Annotated in this window: 21 protein-coding genes; 16 read left to right on the plus strand and 5 right to left on the minus strand. The window is 51.6% G+C overall.

Annotation, left to right across the window (positions count from 1 at the left end; translation table 11 throughout):
- Positions 1 to 302: 302 nt before the first annotated feature.
- Positions 303 to 713, plus strand: coding sequence for an O-methyltransferase (locus GNP95_RS20260; protein ID WP_155612649.1), 411 nt, complete (start codon positions 303 to 305; stop codon positions 711 to 713).
- A gap of 108 nt (positions 714 to 821) precedes the next feature.
- On the opposite strand, the gene GNP95_RS20265 is transcribed toward GNP95_RS20260, so the two are convergent.
- Both GNP95_RS20265 and GNP95_RS20270 read right to left on the minus strand, forming a co-directional pair.
- Positions 822 to 1,043 (minus strand): alpha/beta-type small acid-soluble spore protein, encoded by a 222-nt coding sequence (locus GNP95_RS20265; RefSeq protein ID WP_019635874.1) that lies wholly within the window; start codon positions 1,041 to 1,043, stop codon positions 822 to 824.
- Positions 1,044 to 1,214: 171 nt separating this feature from the next.
- Positions 1,215 to 2,189 (minus strand): aldose 1-epimerase, encoded by a 975-nt coding sequence (locus tag GNP95_RS20270; protein ID WP_155612650.1) that lies wholly within the window; start codon positions 2,187 to 2,189, stop codon positions 1,215 to 1,217.
- Positions 2,190 to 2,644: 455 nt separating this feature from the next.
- On the opposite strand from GNP95_RS20270, the gene trpS reads away from it, so the two are divergent.
- The 3 genes from trpS to GNP95_RS20285 all read left to right on the plus strand — a co-directional run bounded on the left by trpS (position 2,645) and on the right by GNP95_RS20285 (position 5,425).
- Complete coding sequence (gene trpS / locus GNP95_RS20275) at positions 2,645 to 3,628, plus strand: tryptophan--tRNA ligase (RefSeq protein WP_330163538.1); 984 nt, start codon at positions 2,645 to 2,647, stop codon at positions 3,626 to 3,628.
- Positions 3,629 to 3,849: 221 nt separating this feature from the next.
- Positions 3,850 to 4,788: a heme o synthase gene (cyoE, locus tag GNP95_RS20280; RefSeq protein WP_155612652.1), complete on the plus strand. Its 939-nt coding sequence runs from the start codon at positions 3,850 to 3,852 to the stop codon at positions 4,786 to 4,788.
- A gap of 37 nt (positions 4,789 to 4,825) precedes the next feature.
- The gene (locus GNP95_RS20285) at positions 4,826 to 5,425 is read left to right on the plus strand and encodes an SCO family protein (protein WP_155612653.1); all 600 of its coding nucleotides are present in this window, start codon (positions 4,826 to 4,828) and stop codon (positions 5,423 to 5,425) included.
- Positions 5,426 to 5,429: 4 nt separating this feature from the next.
- Here the strand turns inward: GNP95_RS20285 and GNP95_RS20290 are convergent, their stop codons facing one another.
- The 3 genes from GNP95_RS20290 to GNP95_RS20300 form a co-directional block, all read right to left on the minus strand.
- The gene (locus tag GNP95_RS20290; protein WP_155612654.1) at positions 5,430 to 5,777 is read right to left on the minus strand and encodes a toprim domain-containing protein; all 348 of its coding nucleotides are present in this window, start codon (positions 5,775 to 5,777) and stop codon (positions 5,430 to 5,432) included.
- Between the two features lie 148 nt (positions 5,778 to 5,925).
- The gene (locus GNP95_RS20295) at positions 5,926 to 6,048 is read right to left on the minus strand and encodes a sporulation protein YjcZ (RefSeq protein ID WP_155612655.1); all 123 of its coding nucleotides are present in this window, start codon (positions 6,046 to 6,048) and stop codon (positions 5,926 to 5,928) included.
- Between the two features lie 149 nt (positions 6,049 to 6,197).
- Positions 6,198 to 7,364 carry an MFS transporter gene (locus GNP95_RS20300; protein ID WP_155612656.1) on the minus strand — a complete coding sequence of 389 codons (1,167 nt, stop codon included), beginning with the start codon at positions 7,362 to 7,364 and terminating at the stop codon, positions 6,198 to 6,200.
- A gap of 251 nt (positions 7,365 to 7,615) precedes the next feature.
- On the opposite strand from GNP95_RS20300, the gene GNP95_RS20305 reads away from it, so the two are divergent.
- The 12 genes from GNP95_RS20305 (at position 7,616) to GNP95_RS20360 (ending at position 21,018) form a co-directional block, all read left to right on the plus strand.
- Entirely contained in the window at positions 7,616 to 8,056 is a 441-nt protein-coding gene (locus tag GNP95_RS20305) for a hypothetical protein (protein WP_155612657.1), read from the plus strand.
- Positions 8,057 to 8,076: 20 nt separating this feature from the next.
- Positions 8,077 to 9,228, plus strand: a complete 1,152-nt coding sequence (locus GNP95_RS20310; RefSeq protein ID WP_155612658.1) for a transglutaminase domain-containing protein — start codon at positions 8,077 to 8,079, stop codon at positions 9,226 to 9,228.
- Positions 9,229 to 9,326: 98 nt separating this feature from the next.
- Positions 9,327 to 11,378 carry a peptidoglycan D,D-transpeptidase FtsI family protein gene (locus tag GNP95_RS20315; protein ID WP_155612659.1) on the plus strand — a complete coding sequence of 684 codons (2,052 nt, stop codon included), beginning with the start codon at positions 9,327 to 9,329 and terminating at the stop codon, positions 11,376 to 11,378.
- Positions 11,379 to 11,563: 185 nt separating this feature from the next.
- Positions 11,564 to 13,582, plus strand: coding sequence for a peptidoglycan D,D-transpeptidase FtsI family protein (locus GNP95_RS20320; RefSeq protein WP_155612739.1), 2,019 nt, complete (start codon positions 11,564 to 11,566; stop codon positions 13,580 to 13,582).
- 202 nt (positions 13,583 to 13,784) lie between these two features.
- Complete coding sequence (locus tag GNP95_RS20325; RefSeq protein ID WP_155612660.1) at positions 13,785 to 14,759, plus strand: metal ABC transporter solute-binding protein, Zn/Mn family; 975 nt, start codon at positions 13,785 to 13,787, stop codon at positions 14,757 to 14,759.
- A 48-nt stretch (positions 14,760 to 14,807) separates the two neighbouring features.
- On the plus strand, positions 14,808 to 15,566 hold the full coding sequence (locus GNP95_RS20330) for a metal ABC transporter ATP-binding protein (protein WP_155612661.1): 759 nt from the start codon (positions 14,808 to 14,810) through the stop codon (positions 15,564 to 15,566).
- 6 nt (positions 15,567 to 15,572) lie between these two features.
- Positions 15,573 to 16,532: a metal ABC transporter permease gene (locus GNP95_RS20335; protein ID WP_155612662.1), complete on the plus strand. Its 960-nt coding sequence runs from the start codon at positions 15,573 to 15,575 to the stop codon at positions 16,530 to 16,532.
- Complete coding sequence (locus GNP95_RS20340) at positions 16,532 to 17,413, plus strand: metal ABC transporter permease (protein WP_155612663.1); 882 nt, start codon at positions 16,532 to 16,534, stop codon at positions 17,411 to 17,413. The genes GNP95_RS20335 and GNP95_RS20340 overlap by 1 nt, the downstream gene beginning before the upstream one ends.
- A 152-nt stretch (positions 17,414 to 17,565) precedes the next feature.
- Positions 17,566 to 18,015 (plus strand): GNAT family N-acetyltransferase, encoded by a 450-nt coding sequence (locus GNP95_RS20345; RefSeq protein ID WP_196427261.1) that lies wholly within the window; start codon positions 17,566 to 17,568, stop codon positions 18,013 to 18,015.
- Between the two features lie 68 nt (positions 18,016 to 18,083).
- Complete coding sequence (locus GNP95_RS20350) at positions 18,084 to 18,842, plus strand: Cof-type HAD-IIB family hydrolase (protein ID WP_413773768.1); 759 nt, start codon at positions 18,084 to 18,086, stop codon at positions 18,840 to 18,842.
- 7 nt (positions 18,843 to 18,849) lie between these two features.
- Positions 18,850 to 19,335 carry a DUF456 domain-containing protein gene (locus GNP95_RS20355; protein ID WP_155612665.1) on the plus strand — a complete coding sequence of 162 codons (486 nt, stop codon included), beginning with the start codon at positions 18,850 to 18,852 and terminating at the stop codon, positions 19,333 to 19,335.
- Positions 19,336 to 19,383: 48 nt separating this feature from the next.
- On the plus strand, positions 19,384 to 21,018 hold the full coding sequence (locus GNP95_RS20360) for a putative polysaccharide biosynthesis protein (protein WP_155612666.1): 1,635 nt from the start codon (positions 19,384 to 19,386) through the stop codon (positions 21,016 to 21,018).
- Positions 21,019 to 21,054: the final 36 nt, after the last annotated feature.

Raw genomic sequence — 21,054 nt, forward strand, 5'->3', positions numbered from 1 at the left:
TTTTCAGTGCAAAATATGTCACTGCCTTACCTGTTGAACCGAAATTTACATCAGGCGTAGGAATGCAAAATTGACTTTGCCGCCAAACGAGGAATAAGCGTGAAAACCCTGGAAAACAAAGGGAAGAAAGCTGTCGTAAAAGTGTGCAATTTGGCGAACAATTTAATTTATATTTGTTGAAAAAACTATAGATATAGTAATAAATAACCATTTTTGTTTTATATTGTTGATTGGCTAGTCATATTGGAATATAATGAGGCGTAAGCCCTAGATGGGGAATCATATGTGAAGGGAGGGTGGATATGCTGAAGACGGACCAGCTTTCACTTGCCAGGCAGGTTGACATGGTGTTTAAGGAGCTTGAAGAAGAATTATCCGGCATGACCTCGGGAACTGTTTTTATTCAAATTCGCAATAATGCCATTGGGAAATTCGGTATCCGCCATAATCCGATTGCAGGTCGTAACGGACAATTGTCTGAGGAGGATAGAGGATTAACAAATCAGCAGTTGAAATCGTTTAAAGCGATGGCCATTGAAGCCTTGAGGTTCAAACGTTACTGGACGCACGGGGAAATTAGCTATGAGTTTGCGCTGCGGCAGGATACGATTATTGTGGACGCTATTTTGGAGTCCAATTACAACATGGCGAATTTGATGATACAGCGCTATTCGAGAAAGGATCCGGCAAGTACATATCATGATATCTCATAACATGCCTGTGATAACGTGTGTAATCATACGCTTGAAACGATGGGAAAGGCAGGCGACCTGCTAAATTGCAGACCGCCTGCCTTTTTATCGGCGAATAGAACAAGCTAATTACTGGTTAGAACGACCCGACAATTGCTGTTCAGCGATTTGAACCAGACGTTTTGTAATATAACCTCCGAGAGACCCGGTCTCGCGGGAAGTATAGTTACCGTAGTAACCGTCTTGTGGAATTTGAACGCCCAGTTCTTGTGCAGCTTCATATTTCAGCTGTTGCAGAGCAGCGTTCGCTTGAGGAACGACAAGGTTGTTGGAACGGCTTCCGTTTGCCATGTTTGTCACCTCCTTTGCCTTTGTGAATTTAGTATGGATTTCGTGAGCTAAAATATGCAGTCTTGTTTCTAGCTATAGCTCTGGTAATTATTGCAACGCACAAAAAAGCAATTCTCCGCAGAGAATTGCTTGCTTGATTCCATAGACCCCATTCAAAGCTGCAGATAAAACTTAATTAGGTTCGGGCTGAACCATTTCTAACTGCAGGTTAAGATCCAGGCTTTGCCCGGGCTGAAGCTCGATGAGACCTGTATCTTCGTTCGGCAATCCCGAGTTAGGCGCATCCGGGAGCCAGGTATAAGGTTCGATGCACAGAAACTGATCGGCAGCTCCCTTCGTATACAGCACCCAATGCTTGAAATAAGCGGGGTCGGCTGAGTAGACCAAGCCATATCCATCGTCATGCATAAGCGTGGCACGGACAGGGTTGTCGCCGATCCTGAACATCGTATCGAAATCCATCCCCTGCAGCTTCAACCCACCGGTGAGCTCCTCAAGCTCGCCGAGCGGCTCGACTTCACCAGTTGCAATCAGTTCCTCGTCTAATTTATATTTCCCGGAGACGGGCAGCGTAATCGTCCACTTATCAGGCTGGCCATCCAATAAAAACCAGGTATGCAGGCCAAGCCCGAAAGGAGCCGGACGATCTCCCAAGTGGTGAATCCGGAACGTTTGCATAAGCTTCGCCCCTTGCAGGCGTAATGTCATTTCCAGCTTAAGCGGTACTGGGAACTGCCGAACCCAATTCGGGTCGTCTGAAGTGATGAATTCCGTAGTAATCGAACAGCCCTCATCGTCTTCTTCGATGTCGCTGACGCACCAGGCTTGCGTACGGTGAAGACCGTGAATATGGTTGTCATTGGCCGTATTGCGGTCAAATTGGTATTCCTGTCCGGCATAAGTAAATTGTCCCCTACGGATTCTTCCGGGCGGAATCAATAGAGGAATTCCGAAATGATACGGCTTTTGCAAATAGAAATCGAGTTCACTTTCGTCTGGGCGGCGAAGTACATCGCGTTGCTGGACATGATCCCATATGCGGATGACATTATTGCCAAGGCGGGGCAGCAGCGTGACATCAAGCTCACGGCTATGTAACGTATAAGTATCGTAACCGTTCCATTGCCCTTTGGTCACTTTTTTCATATCGATGCTCCTTTTCCCACAAATAATCGAATTCAAATAACTAGCCTTATCATAACACTTTTTCCTGGGGACGAGAAACGGAAGTTGACACGCAAGCCGTACGGCGAGTATCATTGGACATATAATTTTAACAATAGTCAACGCGATGACAGGGACAAGTAAGCGAAGCGGACTTCTTCCGCAGAAAGCCGGTGGGTGATGCGAACCGGCGGGGCTGCTTAGGCTGAATGGACCCTGGAGCGCCGAGCGTAAAAGACAGTTCAAATGATCCGTCCCAGTAAGCCGGCCGGCTATGCTCCACGTTACGGAGCTTCAAGGTCAAGACTCTGCTTGTCAGCGGTTAGCTGCTTACGGGGCTTGACGAATAAGGGTGGCACCACGGTCTCACGTCCCTTGCGGGCGTGGGGCTTTTTGTGTTTCTGCCTAATTTACCAAATATCGAGGAGGAAGTTATGGTGAAAAAAGTTCTTTCCGGCATTCAGCCCAGCGGAAAATTAACTCTTGGGAATTACATTGGCGCACTGAGAAACTTCGTAAAACTGCAGCATGAGCATTTGTGCAACTTCATGGTCGTCGATCTCCATGCGATTACGGTGCCTCAGGATCCGGCTGCTTTGCGGGAGCAGTCCGAGCAGGTGGCGGCCTTGTTCGTTGCGGCCGGTATTGATCCAGCTAAAGCAAATGTGTACATGCAGTCCCATGTCCTGCAGCACGCGCAGCTGGGGTGGATCCTGACTACGCTGACCGCCATGGGAGAACTGGAGCGGATGACTCAGTTCAAGGATAAGTCGGCGGGCAAGGAATCCGTCGGCGCGGGGCTGTTCGTGTATCCTTCTCTAATGGCAGCGGATATTCTCGTGTACAATGCTGACCTGGTCCCGGTAGGCGATGACCAGAAGCAGCATTTGGAGCTGACCCGCGATTTGGCGGGACGCTTCAATAGCAGGTTTGGAGAATACTTTACCATTCCGGAGCCGTATATTCCGGAGGTAGGAGCCCGAATTATGTCACTGGATGACGCTTCGAAGAAGATGAGCAAGAGCAATCCGAATCCGGGGAGCTATATTTCTCTTTTGGACTCGCCAGCCGAGATCCGCAAGAAGATTAGCCGGGCGACGACCGACTCGGGAAGCGAAGTGAGATTCGATCGGGAGAATAAGCCGGAGGTAAGCAATCTCATTTCGATTTACAGCCAGTGTGCTGAAATTCCGGTGGCTGAAGTCGAGCGCCTGTATGAAGGCAAAATGTACGGCGCCTTCAAGAAGGATCTGGCTGAAGTCGTAGTTGGCCTCATTGAACCGCTGCAGCAGCGATACCGTGAGATCAGGGAGACTGGAGAAATTTTCGATATTTTGAAGCAGGGAGCAGAGAGAGCATCGGAGATGGCGGAGCAGACGCTTTCAGACGTTCAGCGCATGATGGGGTTTATTACTAAATAAGCAACAAGCTAGGTGAAGGGCTAGGCGGAAAACAAGAGAACCCGGATGAAAATCCGGGTTTTCTTTGCTGTCGTCACGGAATTGTCATAATAACTTGATCATTATGTAACGATTGTCAGAGACTTCGATGTTTTGATATGATAAAGTTTATAGCAAGAGGGTATATTCAATAGAAATTTAATTGATCTTATATATATAAGCATAGGAGGAAGATATAACGCATGGAAAAACCACTAGGCTATACTGCTCCATCGGATTCCCCTGCGTTGTCCGTGAGACCAACTCCTCCGGGAGAAACGGCAACTTGGAAAGATTTCATAGCCTTAACGAAACCGGGGATTATCCGCTCTAACGTCATTGCGGTATTTGCCGGGTTTTGGCTGGCCTCTCAATGGGATTTGCAATATGGGAAATTAATCTGGACGATACTGGGAGCCGTTCTTGTAATGGCTTCATCTTGTGTGTTCAACAATTATTTCGACCGTGACTTCGACATGAAGATGGAGCGGACGAAGAAGCGGGCTTTGCCTACCGGCAAACTGTCGCCGCGGATCGTATTATGGTATGCGATCATTCTCGGCATATTTGGTTTAGCAGTGCTGTTCAGCTTCTCCGGCCTGCTCGCAGGATTGTTCGGCGCTGTAGGGATGTTCGTCTACGTCGTCGTGTACACGTTGTGGCTGAAGCGTACGTCGACCTGGAGCACCTCGATTGGTGCAATTTCAGGAGCAATGCCGCCGGTGATCGGCTATGTGGCCGTTACGGGCAAGGTGGATCTGGGAGCCTGGCTGTTGTTTGCGCTCCTGTTCTTGTGGCAGCCTCCGCACTTCTGGGCGCTCGGCATCCGCCGGGTCGAGGAATACCGGGCAGCCGGTTATCCGCTGCTTCCAGTCGTCAAAGGAATTCCAAGAACAAAGCTGCAGATGATTCCATATCTTGTTCTGCTGCTTCCAATACCTGTATTAATGTACGTTTACGGTTATACGGGGATCTGGTTTCTGATTATCGGAGAGGCGTTGTCCGTCATCTGGCTGTATATGGCGCTTAAAGGCATTCGTTCGCAGGATGATGATACCTGGGCCAAGAAAGTGTTCATCTTCTCCGTGAATTATTTGACGATCAGCTTGATCGTGATGATTCTAGACACCGTCCGGATCTAACCGGTTTGACAGCAAAGGAAATGATGGAGGCACTGTAATGACCTTGTTAAAAAAATATAAATGGACATGGATCATGCTGGCAATCTGCGTGATCCTGGCCGGATATTTGCTGTGGAGCTCCTTCGCTAAACCAAAGCTTCCGGTAATCGGCACCGTTGCTCCGTTCTCGTTGGAGAACGTGGACGGCAACAACGTGGCGCTTGAGGATACGAACGGGAAGGTAAGGCTGTTCTATTTCTTCTTCTCCAACTGTCCGGACGTATGCCCGGTTACGACCTTAAGGCTTTCCCAGGTGCAGGACGAACTGAAGGAGAAGGGATTGTTCGGCGAGGATGCGACGATCGTGTCGGTGACCTTTGATCCGGAGAGGGATACGAGGGAGCGGCTTAAGGAATTTGGCGATAAATTCAAGGCGGATTATTCCGGCTGGTATTTTTTACGGGGAGATCAGCAGCAGGTTATCGATTTGGCGATGAACTCATTTAAAATACTAGTGAACCAGGACAGGGACGGCAACTTTGTCCACATGGATCTAATAGGGCTTGTCGACCGCAAGGGGAACATTCGCGAAATGTTCCGTCCTGATGCTACCGCAGAGGAAATTGCGAGTGTCGTGGCGAGATTGGCGAAGGAATAAGGACTTATGCGAAGCCGGGCGGGGGATAGTTGATGTAATCCTCCAGCCCGGCTTTTTCTAATTGCGCGATCAGGTATTCTTCCGGCGTTCCTTCCACCCCGGCGTAGCCTCTTCTGGTATAAATATGCCCGGCATCGGGAAACGCATCGCGAAGTATTCCGCGAATTCGCTTGCCGGAGGAATCATTATCCATAAACAGGAATACCTCGTCATCTCTAATCTGCTTGCGAAGCGACTCCAATTTCAAGGAGTTCAAAGTGCCGAAAGTGCACAGAATCGTTATTTCCTCGCTGAGTATGCGCCGCAGCTTGCTCCGGTCGTTCTTTCCTTCAACAATGATGTAGATCGACAATAGGATCACCTCTGGCTGGATGTTATCGATAAGAATGGCGGATAGTATCAGATCCCCTCTAGTGTATACCGCAACAACAGATCATGCAAAACCGAACCAAAGCAAACGGCCTGCCAACGGCAGACCGCGATAGTGAAGCGCAATTGTTTTAGAACAGAGGAGCTCGCAGGATGATCACCAGTAAAATGTACAGTACAAGGATGACGCCCGTCGATGTCCAGAAACCGCCCGGTGCAATCGGTCCGGGTCCGCAAGCAGCGATATTGCCCATTTATTTCACCTCACTTTCGCCAACTGTCGGTGACTACACGTTATACTATGTGCATTCGTCGCCATTGCACTGTGCAGCAGCCTAAAGCTTGGAAAAGAAGCCATGGGAAACACGGGACCGGATCCGCCGAGCACCGCTGCCATTCGAAATTAGCGGAGGTTTGTAGGCGTGGGCAGCGGGGGAAGGCTTAGACCCTTTTTGCGCGCTGGCGGCACCAGGATAATGACGCTCATCAAGAGCAGGAAGGCGGCAAAATAGGGAGAAAACGAGCCGTGTATCGACCCGGCGGCAATGGGACCAACGAAGGAACCTACCGACATGGCGATCGATTGCAGGGAGAATACCGTTCCTAGCCTCTCTCCGCCGCTCAGATCAATGAACAGGGATGACATCGCAGGATATACAACGCCTTTGGCAATCCCGAGCGCGAATAGCGACATAGCGAGCGGAACGGTATCCAGGGCCGCAAGGGAGAAGAAAGACAGGGCGAGGCCCAATATTCCTAGATGTGTCCGCAAGTAGGGGGAGTAGTGGCTAAGAAACAGCATCGACAGTGTAACCAAGGCTCCCAGGCTGATGATCGAAAAATGGATGCCAGTATGCATAATCCCTTCCGTGCCTCCGAGCTGCAGCGGGAGCTCGAAGAACAATATCCCCTGCGAACAGGAAACGGCGAAGGGCAATAAGAAATACCTGAAGGGAATCACCTGAAACACTGCGGGCCCGTGTTCGTTCTTGAGAACGGCCTCTGTGCTTCGAATGCCTGTAGGGCGGGGCTCATGAACCATGAATATGGCGATGATCCCCGTGACGATCAGCAGCCAGCCCAGTGACTGGAAGGTCATGGCGTAGCCGCTTTGCGCGACTAGAAAGGCGCCAGCTGCAGGGGAGACAACAGAGGCGAGTGTATGCACTACGCCATGTCCGGCCATCAGCTTGCCTTGGCCGACAGGATCTTTAGATAGCGAAGCGAGCAGAGCCAGACAGGCTGGAGACAAAAACGCCAGCACAAAACCGCTGATCGAGCGGAGAACAAGGAGCTGCCACGGCTCAGTAACCTGAGCCTGCAGCAGCAGAATGATTCCGGCGGAGATCAGGCTGAAGATCATGTAGCCTTTGCTCCCGTGTTTGTCGACCCCCTGTCCGGCAATCAGGTTGCCGGGCAGATGCGTGAGCGCGTAAATTCCCATCATCCAGCCGATGAACACGGGAGCAGCGCCTATGGAAAGGGCGAAGGGGGTTAGAATCGGGTATTGCGCATGCAAATCAAAGAAAGCGAGGAACAAAAAAAAGTAGAGCCAAAATGCCATTTTCATCATACCTTGCCTCCTGAGTAATTCCCTTATGCTCTACTTGTACGTTGCAGGGGACGAACTTATACCCTTTTAAATCACAGTCTGTCCGTAATCCTGGAATACTTGGAAATATAACGAGGGTTAGCTGACATCGCTTAGGCCGATCATGTATAATAACTTACACTGTGGAATCCTACAAATTTGAGATGAAACTAAGTGCGGCTTTGATACGTTTAATTAAGAGAAAATGAGACGGTAGAGGTGTAGAAATGATGGATGTACAGGTATGGACTGAATTTCTGAAGCAAAATTGGCTCGTGATTGTCATTGCGCTGGTCGTGTTGCTTCTCGTCGTAAATTTAGTAAAGACGGTTGTGAAGTGGGCGCTGGTTCTCGTTATTGCCGCTTTTATAGTTATTTACAGCGGCATTTCGCTGAAGGATATCGGGGATGCCGTTAGCACGGTAAAGGATCAGGCGGTGGAATACAGCAGAAATGAAGTGCTGAACGCGATGAAGAATGAAGCCAAGGACGCAAAATGGGTTCAGAACGGCGACGGAACCTTTACGATCACTACCCCAAACCTGGAAGTGACCGGGACGCTGGGAAAAGACAAGGTGAAGGTCGCGTTTCGCGGTGTCTCCCTAGGCGAATGGAAAATGAACGATACGCTTGAAGCCTTCGTCCAAGAGGCACAGAAACACGCAAAATAATATGACGACAGGGGGCGGACATGACGGAAATCTGGATAGACGGGTTGCGGGAATACAACATGATTTCCGCCTTGCTCATGCTCATTATGGCTATTTCAATACTGCAAGGCCTGCTGCGGGGGGCTTCCCGCTCGGCAGGCCGGCTTTTTACGCTTTTTAGCGGCGGGCTGCTGTCACTGCTCAGCTTGGTGTTCTCTGTTCCGTTTACGATGTGGATCGCTCCGAGGGTGCAGCAGTGGCTAAGCGGCTATGCCCCGCCTTTGCGGGAGCTGTCGAAATGGGAGCAGCTTTACTATACGTTAGTTACGGCGGTAAAGGATTTTCCGTTAATGCGCTTTGCCGTTGTATTCATACTCAGTTACTGGCTAATTCGTTCGATCATGGGGCTTGTCTGCGCCTTTGCATTCGGGAGCGATTCCTTATTCGGACGGATTGCTTCGGGCCGTGAAGGAACTGCATCGTGGCTCAGCCGCCTAGCGGGAGCTGGAATCGGCGGGGTCATAGGAGCTGCGCGCTGCCTGATGGTTATCGCAGTGTTGTTCATCCTGGTGACCTTGTTTCCGAACAGCAGCTTCAGCCGTTACGTTGAGGCCTCTCCCGTATACCAGCAGGGAGCCCGGACCGTTATCGAGCCTCTTACCGGTGAACTGATCAAGGACAAGCTTCCGGTATTTACCCGGGGAGTCGGGGAGGAGCTAGAGGGCATTCTGCAGCGGCGCTACGAGGTTATCGATGCAGAAATTCCCCGTGACATTGAACAGACTGCAGCCGCAATCACGGTAGGGGCAAGGAGCGACGAGGAGAAGGCGCGCCTGCTCTATGAATGGATCGGGACAAGAGTAGCCTATGATTACGATAAGGTCCGGGATTATGAGGAGAAGGGCATTTGGAACGAGCAGACGCCGCAAATGACCTATGACAGCAAGCGGGGAGTGTGCATCGATTATTCCCGGTTGTATGCGGTGATGGCCCGCTCGCTGGGGCTGCAGGTCAAAGTCGTAACGGGGCTTGGATACGACGGCCGCGGCGGCTATGGTCCTCATGCCTGGAATGAGGTATATCTGTCCGAGAAGGACGCATGGGTTCCGTTGGACGCGACCTGGGCAAGGAGTGGGGACTGGTTCAATCCGCCCGCATTTAACGATACCCATATCGCGGATAAAGTAATATAAGAGAGAAGTCCGGACCGGCCAGCACTTGAAATGACAGTAAGCCGGTATGCTACAATAAAGGTATCAACGTTCGAACATAAGAAAGCGAGATTTCGGCCATGAAAAAAGTGTATTCAGATGATCCGCGCGAGCAGGAAATAGAGCTGCAGCGTCATTTCAATATTCGCCTCAATTTGTTTTTTTTCAGCGCGTTTGCGATCTTTACGGTGATCATCGTCCGGCTGGCTATTCTGCAGTTTGTGGAAGGGCCGACGCTGGCCCAGCAGGGAACAGGCCTTAGAGTGAAGGATGTTCCGCTGCCGCCGACGCGGGGAACGATCTATGCGGCCGGCGGCGAGAAGCTGGCTTATTCTACGCCGGTGCAATCCCTGTATATTACGCTGCAGAAGGACTACAGCAAGAGCACGACCAAGGGGAAGGAGAACCGTCCTGAAGCCATAGCCCTAGCCGAGAAGCTTAAGGCGGCTTTCGATAAATACGGTGATCCGAATGCAACGCCGATGACGATTGATGACATCGTCGATGCTATGGATTTGGAATATCGGCGAGCCAACGGCTTTGCGCCCCGCCGGATCAAGATTGATCTGACGGACCAGGAGATCGCTTATTTCCTGGAGCGGAAGGATCAGTTCCCGGGACTCGATATCGTAGAGGAGAGCATTCGTCACTACGACGAGGACCGGGTTGCCGTCCAGACGATCGGCTATCTGCGGAAGTTCAGCTCTACGCTGGACGTATCCTGGTACGATTCGGTCCGGGAAACGATGGCCGCCGAGAACAAAGATCCCGGGCTGGAGTATACGGCGGAGGAATTTGTAGGCTTCGACGGATTGGAGATGCAGTACCAGCATGAGCTCCGCGGCAAGAACGGGTACAAGAGCGTTCCGATTGACCCGCGTAACATGGCGACGGGCATTCCGGAGCTGACCGCTCCACAGAAGGGTTATGATTTGCATACGACGATCAACAAGACCGTCCAGTTGACCGCCCAGCAGGCCATAACCGACCAGCTGAAGTGGCTGCACAGCAATCCGGTATCCGGCAGGCTGCACCCTAATGCAAAGACAGGTTATGCCGTAGCTATGGAGGTAGAGACTGGCAACATCATCGCGATGGCCAGCATGCCTGATTACGACTCGAACGTATGGAAGAGCGGCGGCGTGAGCGGCGAGGTTTGGAAGGAAATCGAGAATAGCTACAAGAACGGGACGATTACTCCGTTCGGTTCAGGCCGCTCGGGTCACAACTTCGAATCAACCATCCTGCTCGGCTCGACAATTAAGCCGCTATCTGTGCTGATTGGATTAAATGAAGGGTTGTTCACAACGAATACAACCTACAATGACAGAGGGATCGCCTATTTTGGGCGTAACGACTCCTCCAGAGTAAGAAACTCCGGAAGCCATGCTTATGGCTCGATGGACCCGTCTAGAGCCATTTATAAATCCTCGAATACCTTTATGGTTGATATGATCGGGAAGAGGCTGTACAACAAATACGGTGCTGAAGGAATCGACGTGTGGGATAAGTACATGAAGGATTTCGGACTTGGCGTATCAACCGGCATCGATTTGCCCTCCGAATATTTGGGCAAGCTCGAGTACAAGGATGAGAACGAGACGGCGCTGGCCAGACTGGTCTATGCTTCTTTTGGACAGCAGGGAAAATATACCGCCATGCAGCTGGCTCAATTCACGGCAACCCTGGCGAGCCGCGGCAAGCGGATGGAGCCGCATCTCGTCAGCAAAATTACTGATTCGGACGGCACTATCGTCAAGAATTTCGAGCCTAAGGTATTGAATGAAGTGAACTTCAAACAGGAGCACTGGAACGAAGTGATCAGCGGGATGAGGACGGATGTCTCCGCATTCAACGGCTTCCCTTATGATTTTGCCCGAAAGACGGGAACGTCAGAGCAGAGCTATCGTGGCAAAATGATCGATAATGGTGTATTTATCGCCTTTGCACCGCGGGAGAATCCTAAGCTCGCTGTAGCGGTTGTTGTCCCTGAGGGCGGGTTCGGCTCAATGAGCGCCGCGCCGATCGCGCGGAAAATCTTTGATGCTTATGATCAGGAATATGGGTTGGACGGCGTACCAAAGAAAGCGAAACAAACGGAAACGGAGCAGAATTCTTCTGTTAACCCGTGATTCTATGAAGATATGGCAGCTCAGTGAGAAAGATAGAGCGGCTTCCCGGCTATAAGCCAGGCGAAGCCGTTTTTTTATTTCTTTGGATTTTATTGTTCACTGCAAAGATATCTGGCTCTTTTCTCAACGGCCATGTTACAATTATTTCATATTATGAGATATTAATGAAAGTTGAGAGCGATGCGATGAAGAGGTTTTATTCGGAGGATGTCCTGGAGCAGGAGAGCAGGCTGCAGCGGCACTTTAATATTCGCCTGAATTTTTTCTTTTTTAGCACATTCCTGATTTTTACGGTGATAATCGTCCGTCTGGCTATTCTGCAATTTGTTGAGGGGCCATCATTGGCAGAGCAGGGAGTAGATTTGAAGCTGAAAGATGTTCCGCTTCCGCCGATTCGAGGGACGATCTACGCTGCCGGGGGGGAGAAGCTGGCTTATTCCATGTCGGTGCAATCTCTGTACATTACGCTGCAGAAAGATTATAGCCAGAGCACGGAGCGTGGGAAAGAGAATCGTCCTGAGGCCATAGAATTAGCGAAGAAGCTGAAGGCTGCCTTCGATGCGCATGGCGATGCAAACGAAGGAGCGCTCACGCTTGACGAAATTATCGATGCTATGGATTTGGAATATCGGAAGGCTAGCGGCTTCGAGCCCCGGCGGATCAAGATGGGGCTTACCTCAAGGGAAATCGCTTATTTTCTGGAGCGGAAGGATCAATTCCCAGGGATCGAAGTGCTGGAAGAGAGTGTCCGTTATTATGACCGGGATCGAGTGGCCGTTCAAACGGTCGGATACATGAGGAAGTACGCGAATGCGTCGACGAATTTGGACTTCTACAAGGAAATTAGAGCATCAGGTGATTCCAATCCGGCTTTGCAGTATACGGAGACCGAACATGTGGGATACAATGGGCTGGAGCTGTATTATCAAAACGAGCTGCGCGGCAAAAATGGCTTCAAGCAAATTGCTGTAAATTCACGAAACATGGTCAAGGGGATTCCAGAATGGACTGCACCCGAGAAGGGGTACGATCTGCATACGACCATTAACAAAAGTGTACAGCTGGCTGCCCAGCAGGCCATAACCGATCAGTTGAAATGGCTGCACAGCAACCGGGTCTCCGGCAAGCTGCACCCGGATGCCAAAACGGGATATGCGGTAGCCATGGAAGTGGAGACCGGGAATATTGTGGCGATGGCCAGCATGCCCGACTATGACGCAAACGTATGGCAGAGCGGCGGTATATCTGCCGAGGATTGGAAGCGGATCGAGAATAATTACCAGAACGGGACGATTACTCCCATCAGCTCGGGACGCTCTGGGCATACTTTTGACTCTACGGTATATTTAGGTTCGACGGTCAAGCCGTTGTCGGTCCTTATCGGGTTGAATGAGGGCCTGTTCTCGGCAAATGCTCAATACACTGATAAGGGGATCGTTTATTTCGGAAAAAACGATTCCTCCAGTGTCCGGAATTCCGGTCGTGCTGCCTACGGCCCGATGGATCCGTCCAAGGCGATATACAAATCCTCGAACGCTTTTATGGTCGATATGGTAGGCAAGAGGCTTTACGGAAAGTACAGGAGCGAAGGAATCGAAGTATGGGATGAATATATGAAAGAATTTGGCCTGGGTGTGTCGACCGGCATCGATTTGCCGAGAGAGTTCTATGGTATACTGGATTACCGGGACGAGGGGGAGAGCGTGTTGGCAAGGCTGGTCTATGCCTCTTTCGGCCAGCAGGCGAAATATACTCCTCTGCAATTAGCTCAGTATACTGCTACCTTGGCGAGCCGCGGCAAACGGATGGAACCGCACCTGGTCAGCAAAATTACCGATTCAAACGGCAATGTGGTTAAAGTATTCGAGCCGAGAGTACTGAATGAAGTGAACTTTAAGAAGGAGCACTGGGATAAGGTCATCGCTGGGATGAAGACGGATGTGTCAGCATTTAACGGCTTCCCGTTTGATTTTGCCCGTAAGACCGGAACCTCGGAGCAGGACTATAAGGGCCGTAAGATCGATAACGGGGTGTTCATCGCCTTTGCCCCCCGGGAGAAACCGAAGCTGGCCGTGGCCGTCGTCGTCCCGGAGGGCGGCTTCGGGTCGACGAGCGCCGCGCCGATTGCCCGCAAAATTTTTGAAGCATATGATTGGGAATACGGGCTGGACGGCGCGCCTAAGAAGCAGGGCCGGGAGGGATAGCCCGCGCCAAATCAGGCGTATAAGCCGGAGGGTGGAAGCAAGAGAAAATTTTTCTCTTGCTTTTTTGTATAGGTATGCCTTAAAATTTGCACTAGGGAAACTTTATTTTATAGGGCAAACAATTGAGGTAATGGGAAACATATGTTTCCCCGCTCAACAACACGAAATAATAAATTGCCGGGATATTTTGGGAGGGAATGGAATGGATCAGTTAAAAGTCAAGAAGGGTCCGCTGCAGCGCTTGAAAATGACGCTTAGCGTACTGGCATTGATCATAGTGGCAGCCTGCTCCAAAGTCGAGGGGGGGATGATTCATGCCACGCGGGGAGAAGAACAGAAGATTATTCAGGTTGTGGCGACAACGGGCATGATCGCTGACCTCGTTCAGCAAATTGGCGGTACGGAGGTTCAAGTCACGGCACTGATGCGTCCGGGGGTTGACCCGCATTTATTCAAGGCTTCTCAAGGAGATATCCAGAAGCTGGATAAGGCGAACATGGTGTTTTACGGAGGGCTGCATCTCGAAGGGAAAATGACGGAAATTTTGGAGAAGCTGGGACGGCACAAGTACACGGTTCCGGTCTCGAAGGATATTGATCAGGCTCTGCTTCGATCCGGGGCGGATATCAATGGCACGCAATTCGATCCGCATATTTGGTTTGACGTCAAGCTGTGGATTTCTGCAGCGGGGACGGTTCGGGACACGCTTGCCGCTTACGACCCGAATCATGCAGAGCTGTACCGGCAAAATGCCGAGGCGTACATCGAAGAGCTGAATGCCCTGGACGCCGAGATCAAGGACAAAATTAACGAAATCCCGGAATCCGGACGGGTGCTGGTTACCGCACATGATGCCTTCGGATATTTCGGGGACGCCTATGGCATGAAGGTTATGGGTTTGCAGGGCATTAGCACGGCAGCCGAATACGGCTCCAAGGATGTCAGCAATCTGCGGGATTATCTGGTCGAGAATAAAATCAAAGCCGTGTTCGTGGAATCGAGCGTTCCCCCTAAGGCAATGGAAGCGGTCATCGCCGGGGCGAAAGAGAAAGGGCATGCCGTCATCATCGGCGGCGAGCTGTACTCTGATTCGCTGGGCGAACCGGGTTCGGGTGCGGACACGTATATTACAATGGTTCGTCATAATGTTAACACCATTGTTGAAGCGTTGAAATAAAATGTAGGATGTCAGCGATTGCCTATGGAAATAAAGGAGCGATAGCAGATGAATTCATATCCGTTGGAAGTACAGCATTTAACGGTGGCTTATCAGAAGAAACCGGTTTTGCGCTCCGTATCTTTTCAAATTCCCTCCGGGAAGCTTATTGGGGTACTCGGGCCAAACGGGGCGGGGAAATCCACGCTGCTTAAGGCGGTGCTCGGCCTGATTCCGAAGGTGGACGGGGAAGTGAAAATTTATGGGAAGCCTTATGAAGAACAGCGCAAACTGGTCGGGTATGTTCCCCAGCGGGAGTCGGTGGATTGGGATTTTCCGACGAATGCGCTGGATGTCGTGATGATGGGGCGGTACGGCCACTTAGGCTGGTTCCGCCGTCCCGGGGCAGAGGAACGGAGGATTGCGTTGGACTGTCTAACCAAAGTCGGTATGGCCGACTTTGCCGACCGTCAAATCAGTCAGCTGTCCGGAGGCCAGCAGCAGAGGGTGTTTCTCGCCAGGGCCCTTGCTCAGAATGCTCAGCTGTATTTCATGGATGAGCCCTTTGCCGGAGTGGATGCGACGACGGAGAAGGCGATTATCGGGCTGCTTCACGAATTAAAGGAGCAGGGCAAAACCGTGTTGGTTGTCCACCACGACTTGGCTACGGTCAAGGAATATTTCGACCATGTTCTCCTGCTTAACGGAGAGCTGGTTGCGGAGGGGACTACCGAGGATACATTCACCCCGCAAAACTTGCAGAGAACGTACGGAGGGCGGATTGCCATGATCCAGGACTTCGCCGCCGTACCGATAGAGATGGAGTGATTAAGGATGCTGGTATCTATACTCGGATGGCTCAACGATCCGAATATGAGATGGATCCTGATGGGCTCCCTGCTGCTCGGTTTAGGCAGCGGAGTGATCGGTTCCTTTACGTTTCTTCGCAAACAGAGCCTGCTCGGAGATGCGCTTGCCCATGCAGCATTGCCAGGCATTTGCATCGCCTTCATGCTTAGCGGAGTGAAATCGGTGGGACTGTTCATGATTGGGGCAATCTTGTCAGGCATGCTGGCAACGTTCGGCATCCATTTCGTGACCCGATACTCCAGAATCAAGCAGGACGCCGCGTTAGGCATCGTTCTTACAGTCTTCTTCGGCATCGGAGTCGTCCTAATGACGAAAATTCAACATAGCGGAAACGGCAATCAGAGCGGTCTTGATAAGTACATGTTTGGGCAGGCCGCCTCGATGATGCTATCCGACGTTTACTTAATGGGGGCTGTCTCCCTTGCGCTCGTCTTGGTGTGTCTGCTGTTCTTCAAGGAATTCAAGCTGGTCAGCTTCGATCCCGGCTTTGCCCGGGGTATGGGACTGAAGGTTGGCTTGTATGAGCAGTTGCTGCTCCTGCTTACAGTTGTCGCCGTAGTCGTCGGCATTCAGGCGGTCGGTGTCGTACTCGTAGCTGCCTTGTTGATTACCCCTGCTGTAGCTGCGCGCTACTGGACCGATGCGCTTGGCGTCATGGTGATTCTAGCCGGTCTGTTTGGCGCCCTGTCAGGCGTTACGGGCACATTGATCAGCTCGACATTGTCCAATTTGCCGACAGGACCTGTAACGGTGCTTGCCGCAACAGCTTTATTCGCTGTATCGCTCGTATTTGCGCCGCGAAGAGGGGTGCTAGCGAAATGGATACGGCATCGGCGCACGCAAAAGGATGTGCGCGAAAGACTGGAAATTCATACGGCTACTGCGACGATTAGCCAGCATACGGCCGAAAAGGGGGCGGAATGATGTCCGATTTCTGGATTATTCTAACCGGGACGCTTGTTGCCGCCACCAGCGGCATTCTTGGCTGTTTTCTCGTATTGCGCAAAATGTCGCTGGTCGGCGATGCGATCAGCCACTCCGTGCTGCCGGGGATTGCCATCGCTTTTATGGTGGGCGGCTCCAGAGACTCGCTGCTCATGATGATCGGCGCGGCTGTGCTCGGCCTGATTACGGTATTTCTCATTCAGCTGCTGCAGCAGGGTGGGCTGCAGTCGGATGCCTCGATCGGCATTGTCTTCACGGCGCTGTTTGCCATCGGCGTCATATTGATTAGCCGCAACGCCGCGAATATCGATCTCGATCTGGATTGCGTCCTGTTTGGGGAAATTGCCTATGTACAATGGGATATTCTCATTATCAACGGCTACAACATGGGTCCTGCCGCCGTATGGTTTCTCGGCATAACCTTGTTTATTGTGCTGCTTGTGGTCGGCTTGTTCTATAAACAGTTCAAACTTTGTGCCTTCGACCCGGCGCTGGCCGCTGCTCTAGGTATCCCTGTCGTACTGTTCCATTATCTGCTCATGGGGCTCGTGTCGCTCTCTACGGTGGCTTCCTTTGAAAGCGTGGGCGCGATTCTCGTCGTCGGCATGCTGATCGTTCCGGCGTCGACGGCCTACCTGCTTACAGACCGTTTGAGCCGAATGCTGCTGTACAGCGTAATCATCGGTGCGCTTAGCTCGGCTGGAGGATATTATTTTGCCAAATGGCTCGATGCATCTATTGCCGGCTCCATGATTACCGTAGCGGGTCTGCTCTTCCTGCTGGCTTTCCTGTTCTCCCCGCTGCATGGCCTGGTTGCACGGCATAATAAACGGCGCCGTATGAAATCCATGACGGCATAAAGTCATAATAAGGCGTAACGGCCTGGCTTCAGAAGCTGCAATTCCGAATTTTGCGGAATGCGGCTTCTTTTGCTTTTTAAAAGTGTTGAATGTTGATCAAGGAGTAATGTAATGTATTAATAAATACTGTGGAGCAAAGGAGTTGTTGGCGCTTGCTGATCAAGCTGGACGTTGCGAATTACGATACAGCCAAAAAAATGATTGATATACAGATTCCTGCCTACAAGGTTGAAGCAGAGCTGATCGGTTATGACGGCATTCCTCAATTGCAGGATACCGTAGAAACGATGATGCAATGCCGGGAGAAGTTCGTCGGATATTTGCTGGGCGGGGAGCTTGTGGCCTTCATCTCTTATGAGGAGACGGAGCAAGAGGTCGAGATTTGCCGGCTGGTCGTGCATCCGTATCATTTCCGCAAGAAAATCGCCACCATTCTCGTTGAGCATATCGTGGAGACGATCTCGCAAGGCCGTTCGATTCGCGTAAATACGGGAGCACTGAATTTTCCTGCCAAGGGATTGTACCAAATGTTCGGCTTCCGGCAGGTTAAGGATATCGAGGTCGCCCCAGGAGTATTCATTACCGAGCTCAGGAGAAATTAGGCAAACCGTATGTCTTCGTGGGGATTATGGTAGAATGGCGTATATATAGAGAAAACATTGCATCTAGGATTGGAGGAGCAGTATTGAAGTACAAATTGCTAGCACTGGATATGGATGGAACCTTGCTGAACAGCAATCATGAGATTTCCCCGAAAACGGAGGAATGGCTGCGCAAAGCGATGGCCGCGGGCGTCCATGTATGCTTGTCGACGGGAAGAAGCTACGATGAAGCCGTCTCCTACGGTGAGCAGCTGGGACTCGATACCCCGATGATCACCGTCAACGGCAGCGAGGTGTGGCGAACGCCCCATGAGCTGTATCATCGTGAATTGTTCGACTATCGGCTGATTGGCCAAATGCATGAAATTGCCAGAAAGAAAGACGTTTACTTCTGGGCATATGCCGTAGAAGGCCTATATAGGGAAGATAATTGGGACCCGAGCCTGCTGGAGCGCAACCAGTGGCTCAAATTCGGTTATACGACGAACGACGATCAGCTTCGCCATGAGATTAACATGGAGCTGCAAAATTTAAGCGGGCTGGAAATCACCAACTCCTCCCCTTATAATCTTGAAATCAATCCAGAGGGGGTCAACAAAGCGAGCGGGGCTGAAATGGTCTGCAAGCTGCTTGGCCTGCAAATGTCGGAGGTCGTCGCGATCGGCGACAGCTTGAATGATCTGGCGGCCATTCAGGCCGCGGGTCTTGGCGTAGCTATGGGGAACGCGCAAATCGCGGTCAAGGAGAATGCCGACGTGGTTACGGCATCCAACGATGACGACGGAATTGCCTTGATCATTCGCGACTATATTTTAACGGAGGAGTGATCCGCCTTTGGATATACTCGGCTGGATTATTGTTATCGCGCTGTTCGTAACTGGGATGGCCGGGGCGGTGTTTCCCGTGCTTCCGGGCGTGCTGGCCATTTATGCGGCTTTTTTCGTCTATGGGTGGTTTTTCTCGTTCGAGGCATTGGGCCCGGTCTTCTGGATTGTCCAGACACTGATCGTTGTAGCTCTTCTCGTGGCGGATTACGCCGTCGGCGCCTGGGGCGTCAAGAAATACGGGGGCAGCAAGCTATCGGTCTGGCTTAGCACGATTGGAATTATAATCGGCCCGTTTGTCATTCCGGCGTTTGGGCTTATTCTAGGTCCGTTAATTGGAGCGATGATCGGGGAACTGATTAAGGGCGAAAGCCTGTCCAAGGCGTTTAAGGTTGGAATCGGCTCTGTCGTCGGCCTGCTCAGCAGCATGGCCGTGAAGATCGTGCTGCAGCTTGCGATGATTATCCTGTTCGTAATATGGATCGCATCTTTTTAGGGGGAAGGCTAGATTCTTGCCTAATCGAGTGGAAAGAAGGAAAAATCGTTGTCCAAGAAGGAATCATTTGTTAAAGGAACGTTGATTTTAGCTGGTGCCGCGCTGATCGCAAGGCTCCTTGGCCTATTTCAGCGCGTACCGTTAGAGCATATATTAGGAGACGTCGGGAACGCATCTTATGTCCTTGCTAACGGGATTTATTTTATGCTTTTGCCGCTCGCTACCGCGGGCCTGCCAAGTACGCTAAGCCGAATGGTCTCCGAACGCCATGCCCTTAACCGGCCAGCCGAGTCGGAGCGGATATATCAGGCGGCGCTCTGGTTTGCTGCTGTTACCGGCATTGTTATGTCTTTGCTGCTATATTTTGCCGCGCCTTATTATGCGGCGGTTTCCCGCGTGCCGGAGGCGGCTATCGCCATCAGGACGCTGGCGCCAGCCTTGCTGATTTTTCCACTAATTGCAATCATGCGCGGTTATCTGCAAGGGCGCAATATCATGATTGCGGGCGGCATATCTCAGGTCATTGAACAAATCGTACGCGTGGGCTCGGGAATTTCGCTGGCCTTTGTGCTGTACCATATGAACGCCAAGGGCGAGGAAATTGCCGCGGCGGCGACGTTTGGAGCTGTGCTTGGGGGCGTGGCTGCGCTGATCGTCATGCTGTATTTCAACGCAAAGACGAAGCGTCAGGACAAGAAGGACGGCTTGCTGCAGGCTAAGGATGATCCCAACCGGCTGCCTTTCTCCAAAATCTATTTGGAAATCTTCAAGCTGTCGATTCCGATCGTGCTGTCTTCGCTGACCGTGCCTGCGGTCAATTTCATTGACGGCTCGATTCTGAAACCGCTGCTCAGCCAGCATATCGGTTCGGAGCAGGCGACATATATTCTCGGTATCCTCGGAAACCGCGCCCAAATGATTGCGGGCATCCCGCCGATTCTGGCAATCGCGCTCAGCACGTCGCTGCTGCCGATCATTTCGGCTGCATTTGCCCGGAAGGACGAGGAGCATCTCCATCAGCAGGTCACGCTCGCGATGCGAGTGTCGGTATTGACGGGGATGCCTATGGTCATCGCGCTGACTACAGCGGCTTATTCCGTCAATGGGCTGCTGTTCAGTACACGTGACGGCAGCAGTATTATCGCGATGCTGACCTTCGGGACGATCTTTCAGATCACGATGATGATTAGCAATTCCATCCTCATCGGGGTCGACAAGGTGAACCTCTCTATGGTTCACGTTGGCATCGGCGTAACGGTGAAGCTGGCGCTCAGCTTGCTGCTTGCCCCGCTGCTGGGAATTTACGGCATCATCCTCGCAACGATTCTGTGCTTCCTGACGATTACGCTGCTGAACGTCAGAACGATGAAGAAAATCGTACCTTTCTCCATCATGGGCGGCCGCTGGACGGGCTTCCTGTTAACGGTCGCCCTGCTGTCCGGCGTCGGCTATGGCCTCAACCAGGCGGGGATTCACCTGGTATCTGTGCTGCCGGACCGTCTGGCCTTCTTCGTTACCTGCTGCATCGTCGGCTTGGCGGTCGTCGGCCTGTACCCGGTGCTGCTGGTCGTGCTCCGCGTTGTCCGGAAAGATGAGCTTGCAACTTATCCGGGGCCGCTGCGCAAGCTGCTGTCCCCGCTGATGCGTTTGCAGCGGGGCGGGCAGCCGAGCCAAGGCCAGTAATGCCGGTAATAGCGCTAATGCCGCTAATGCTGGAAG

It is taken from the genome of Paenibacillus woosongensis, assembly GCF_009725165.1.
Classification (GTDB): Bacteria; Bacillota; Bacilli; order Paenibacillales; family Paenibacillaceae; genus Fontibacillus; species Fontibacillus woosongensis.

Coding starts and splice junctions, on each gene's coding strand:
- GNP95_RS20295 (WP_155612655.1), bottom strand. CDS start 6,048: ATGGGCAATATCGCTGCTTGCGGACCCGGACCGATTGCACCGGGCGGT.
- GNP95_RS20270 (WP_155612650.1), bottom strand. CDS start 2,189: ATGAAAAAAGTGACCAAAGGGCAATGGAACGGTTACGATACTTATACG.
- GNP95_RS20320 (WP_155612739.1), top strand. CDS start 11,564: ATGAAGAGGTTTTATTCGGAGGATGTCCTGGAGCAGGAGAGCAGGCTG.
- cyoE (WP_155612652.1), top strand. CDS start 3,850: ATGGAAAAACCACTAGGCTATACTGCTCCATCGGATTCCCCTGCGTTG.
- GNP95_RS20305 (WP_155612657.1), top strand. CDS start 7,616: ATGGATGTACAGGTATGGACTGAATTTCTGAAGCAAAATTGGCTCGTG.
- GNP95_RS20340 (WP_155612663.1), top strand. CDS start 16,532: ATGTCCGATTTCTGGATTATTCTAACCGGGACGCTTGTTGCCGCCACC.
- GNP95_RS20315 (WP_155612659.1), top strand. CDS start 9,327: ATGAAAAAAGTGTATTCAGATGATCCGCGCGAGCAGGAAATAGAGCTG.
- GNP95_RS20300 (WP_155612656.1), bottom strand. CDS start 7,364: ATGAAAATGGCATTTTGGCTCTACTTTTTTTTGTTCCTCGCTTTCTTT.
- GNP95_RS20310 (WP_155612658.1), top strand. CDS start 8,077: ATGACGGAAATCTGGATAGACGGGTTGCGGGAATACAACATGATTTCC.
- GNP95_RS20285 (WP_155612653.1), top strand. CDS start 4,826: ATGACCTTGTTAAAAAAATATAAATGGACATGGATCATGCTGGCAATC.
- GNP95_RS20265 (WP_019635874.1), bottom strand. CDS start 1,043: ATGGCAAACGGAAGCCGTTCCAACAACCTTGTCGTTCCTCAAGCGAAC.
- GNP95_RS20325 (WP_155612660.1), top strand. CDS start 13,785: ATGGATCAGTTAAAAGTCAAGAAGGGTCCGCTGCAGCGCTTGAAAATG.
- GNP95_RS20330 (WP_155612661.1), top strand. CDS start 14,808: ATGAATTCATATCCGTTGGAAGTACAGCATTTAACGGTGGCTTATCAG.
- GNP95_RS20335 (WP_155612662.1), top strand. CDS start 15,573: ATGCTGGTATCTATACTCGGATGGCTCAACGATCCGAATATGAGATGG.
- GNP95_RS20260 (WP_155612649.1), top strand. CDS start 303: ATGCTGAAGACGGACCAGCTTTCACTTGCCAGGCAGGTTGACATGGTG.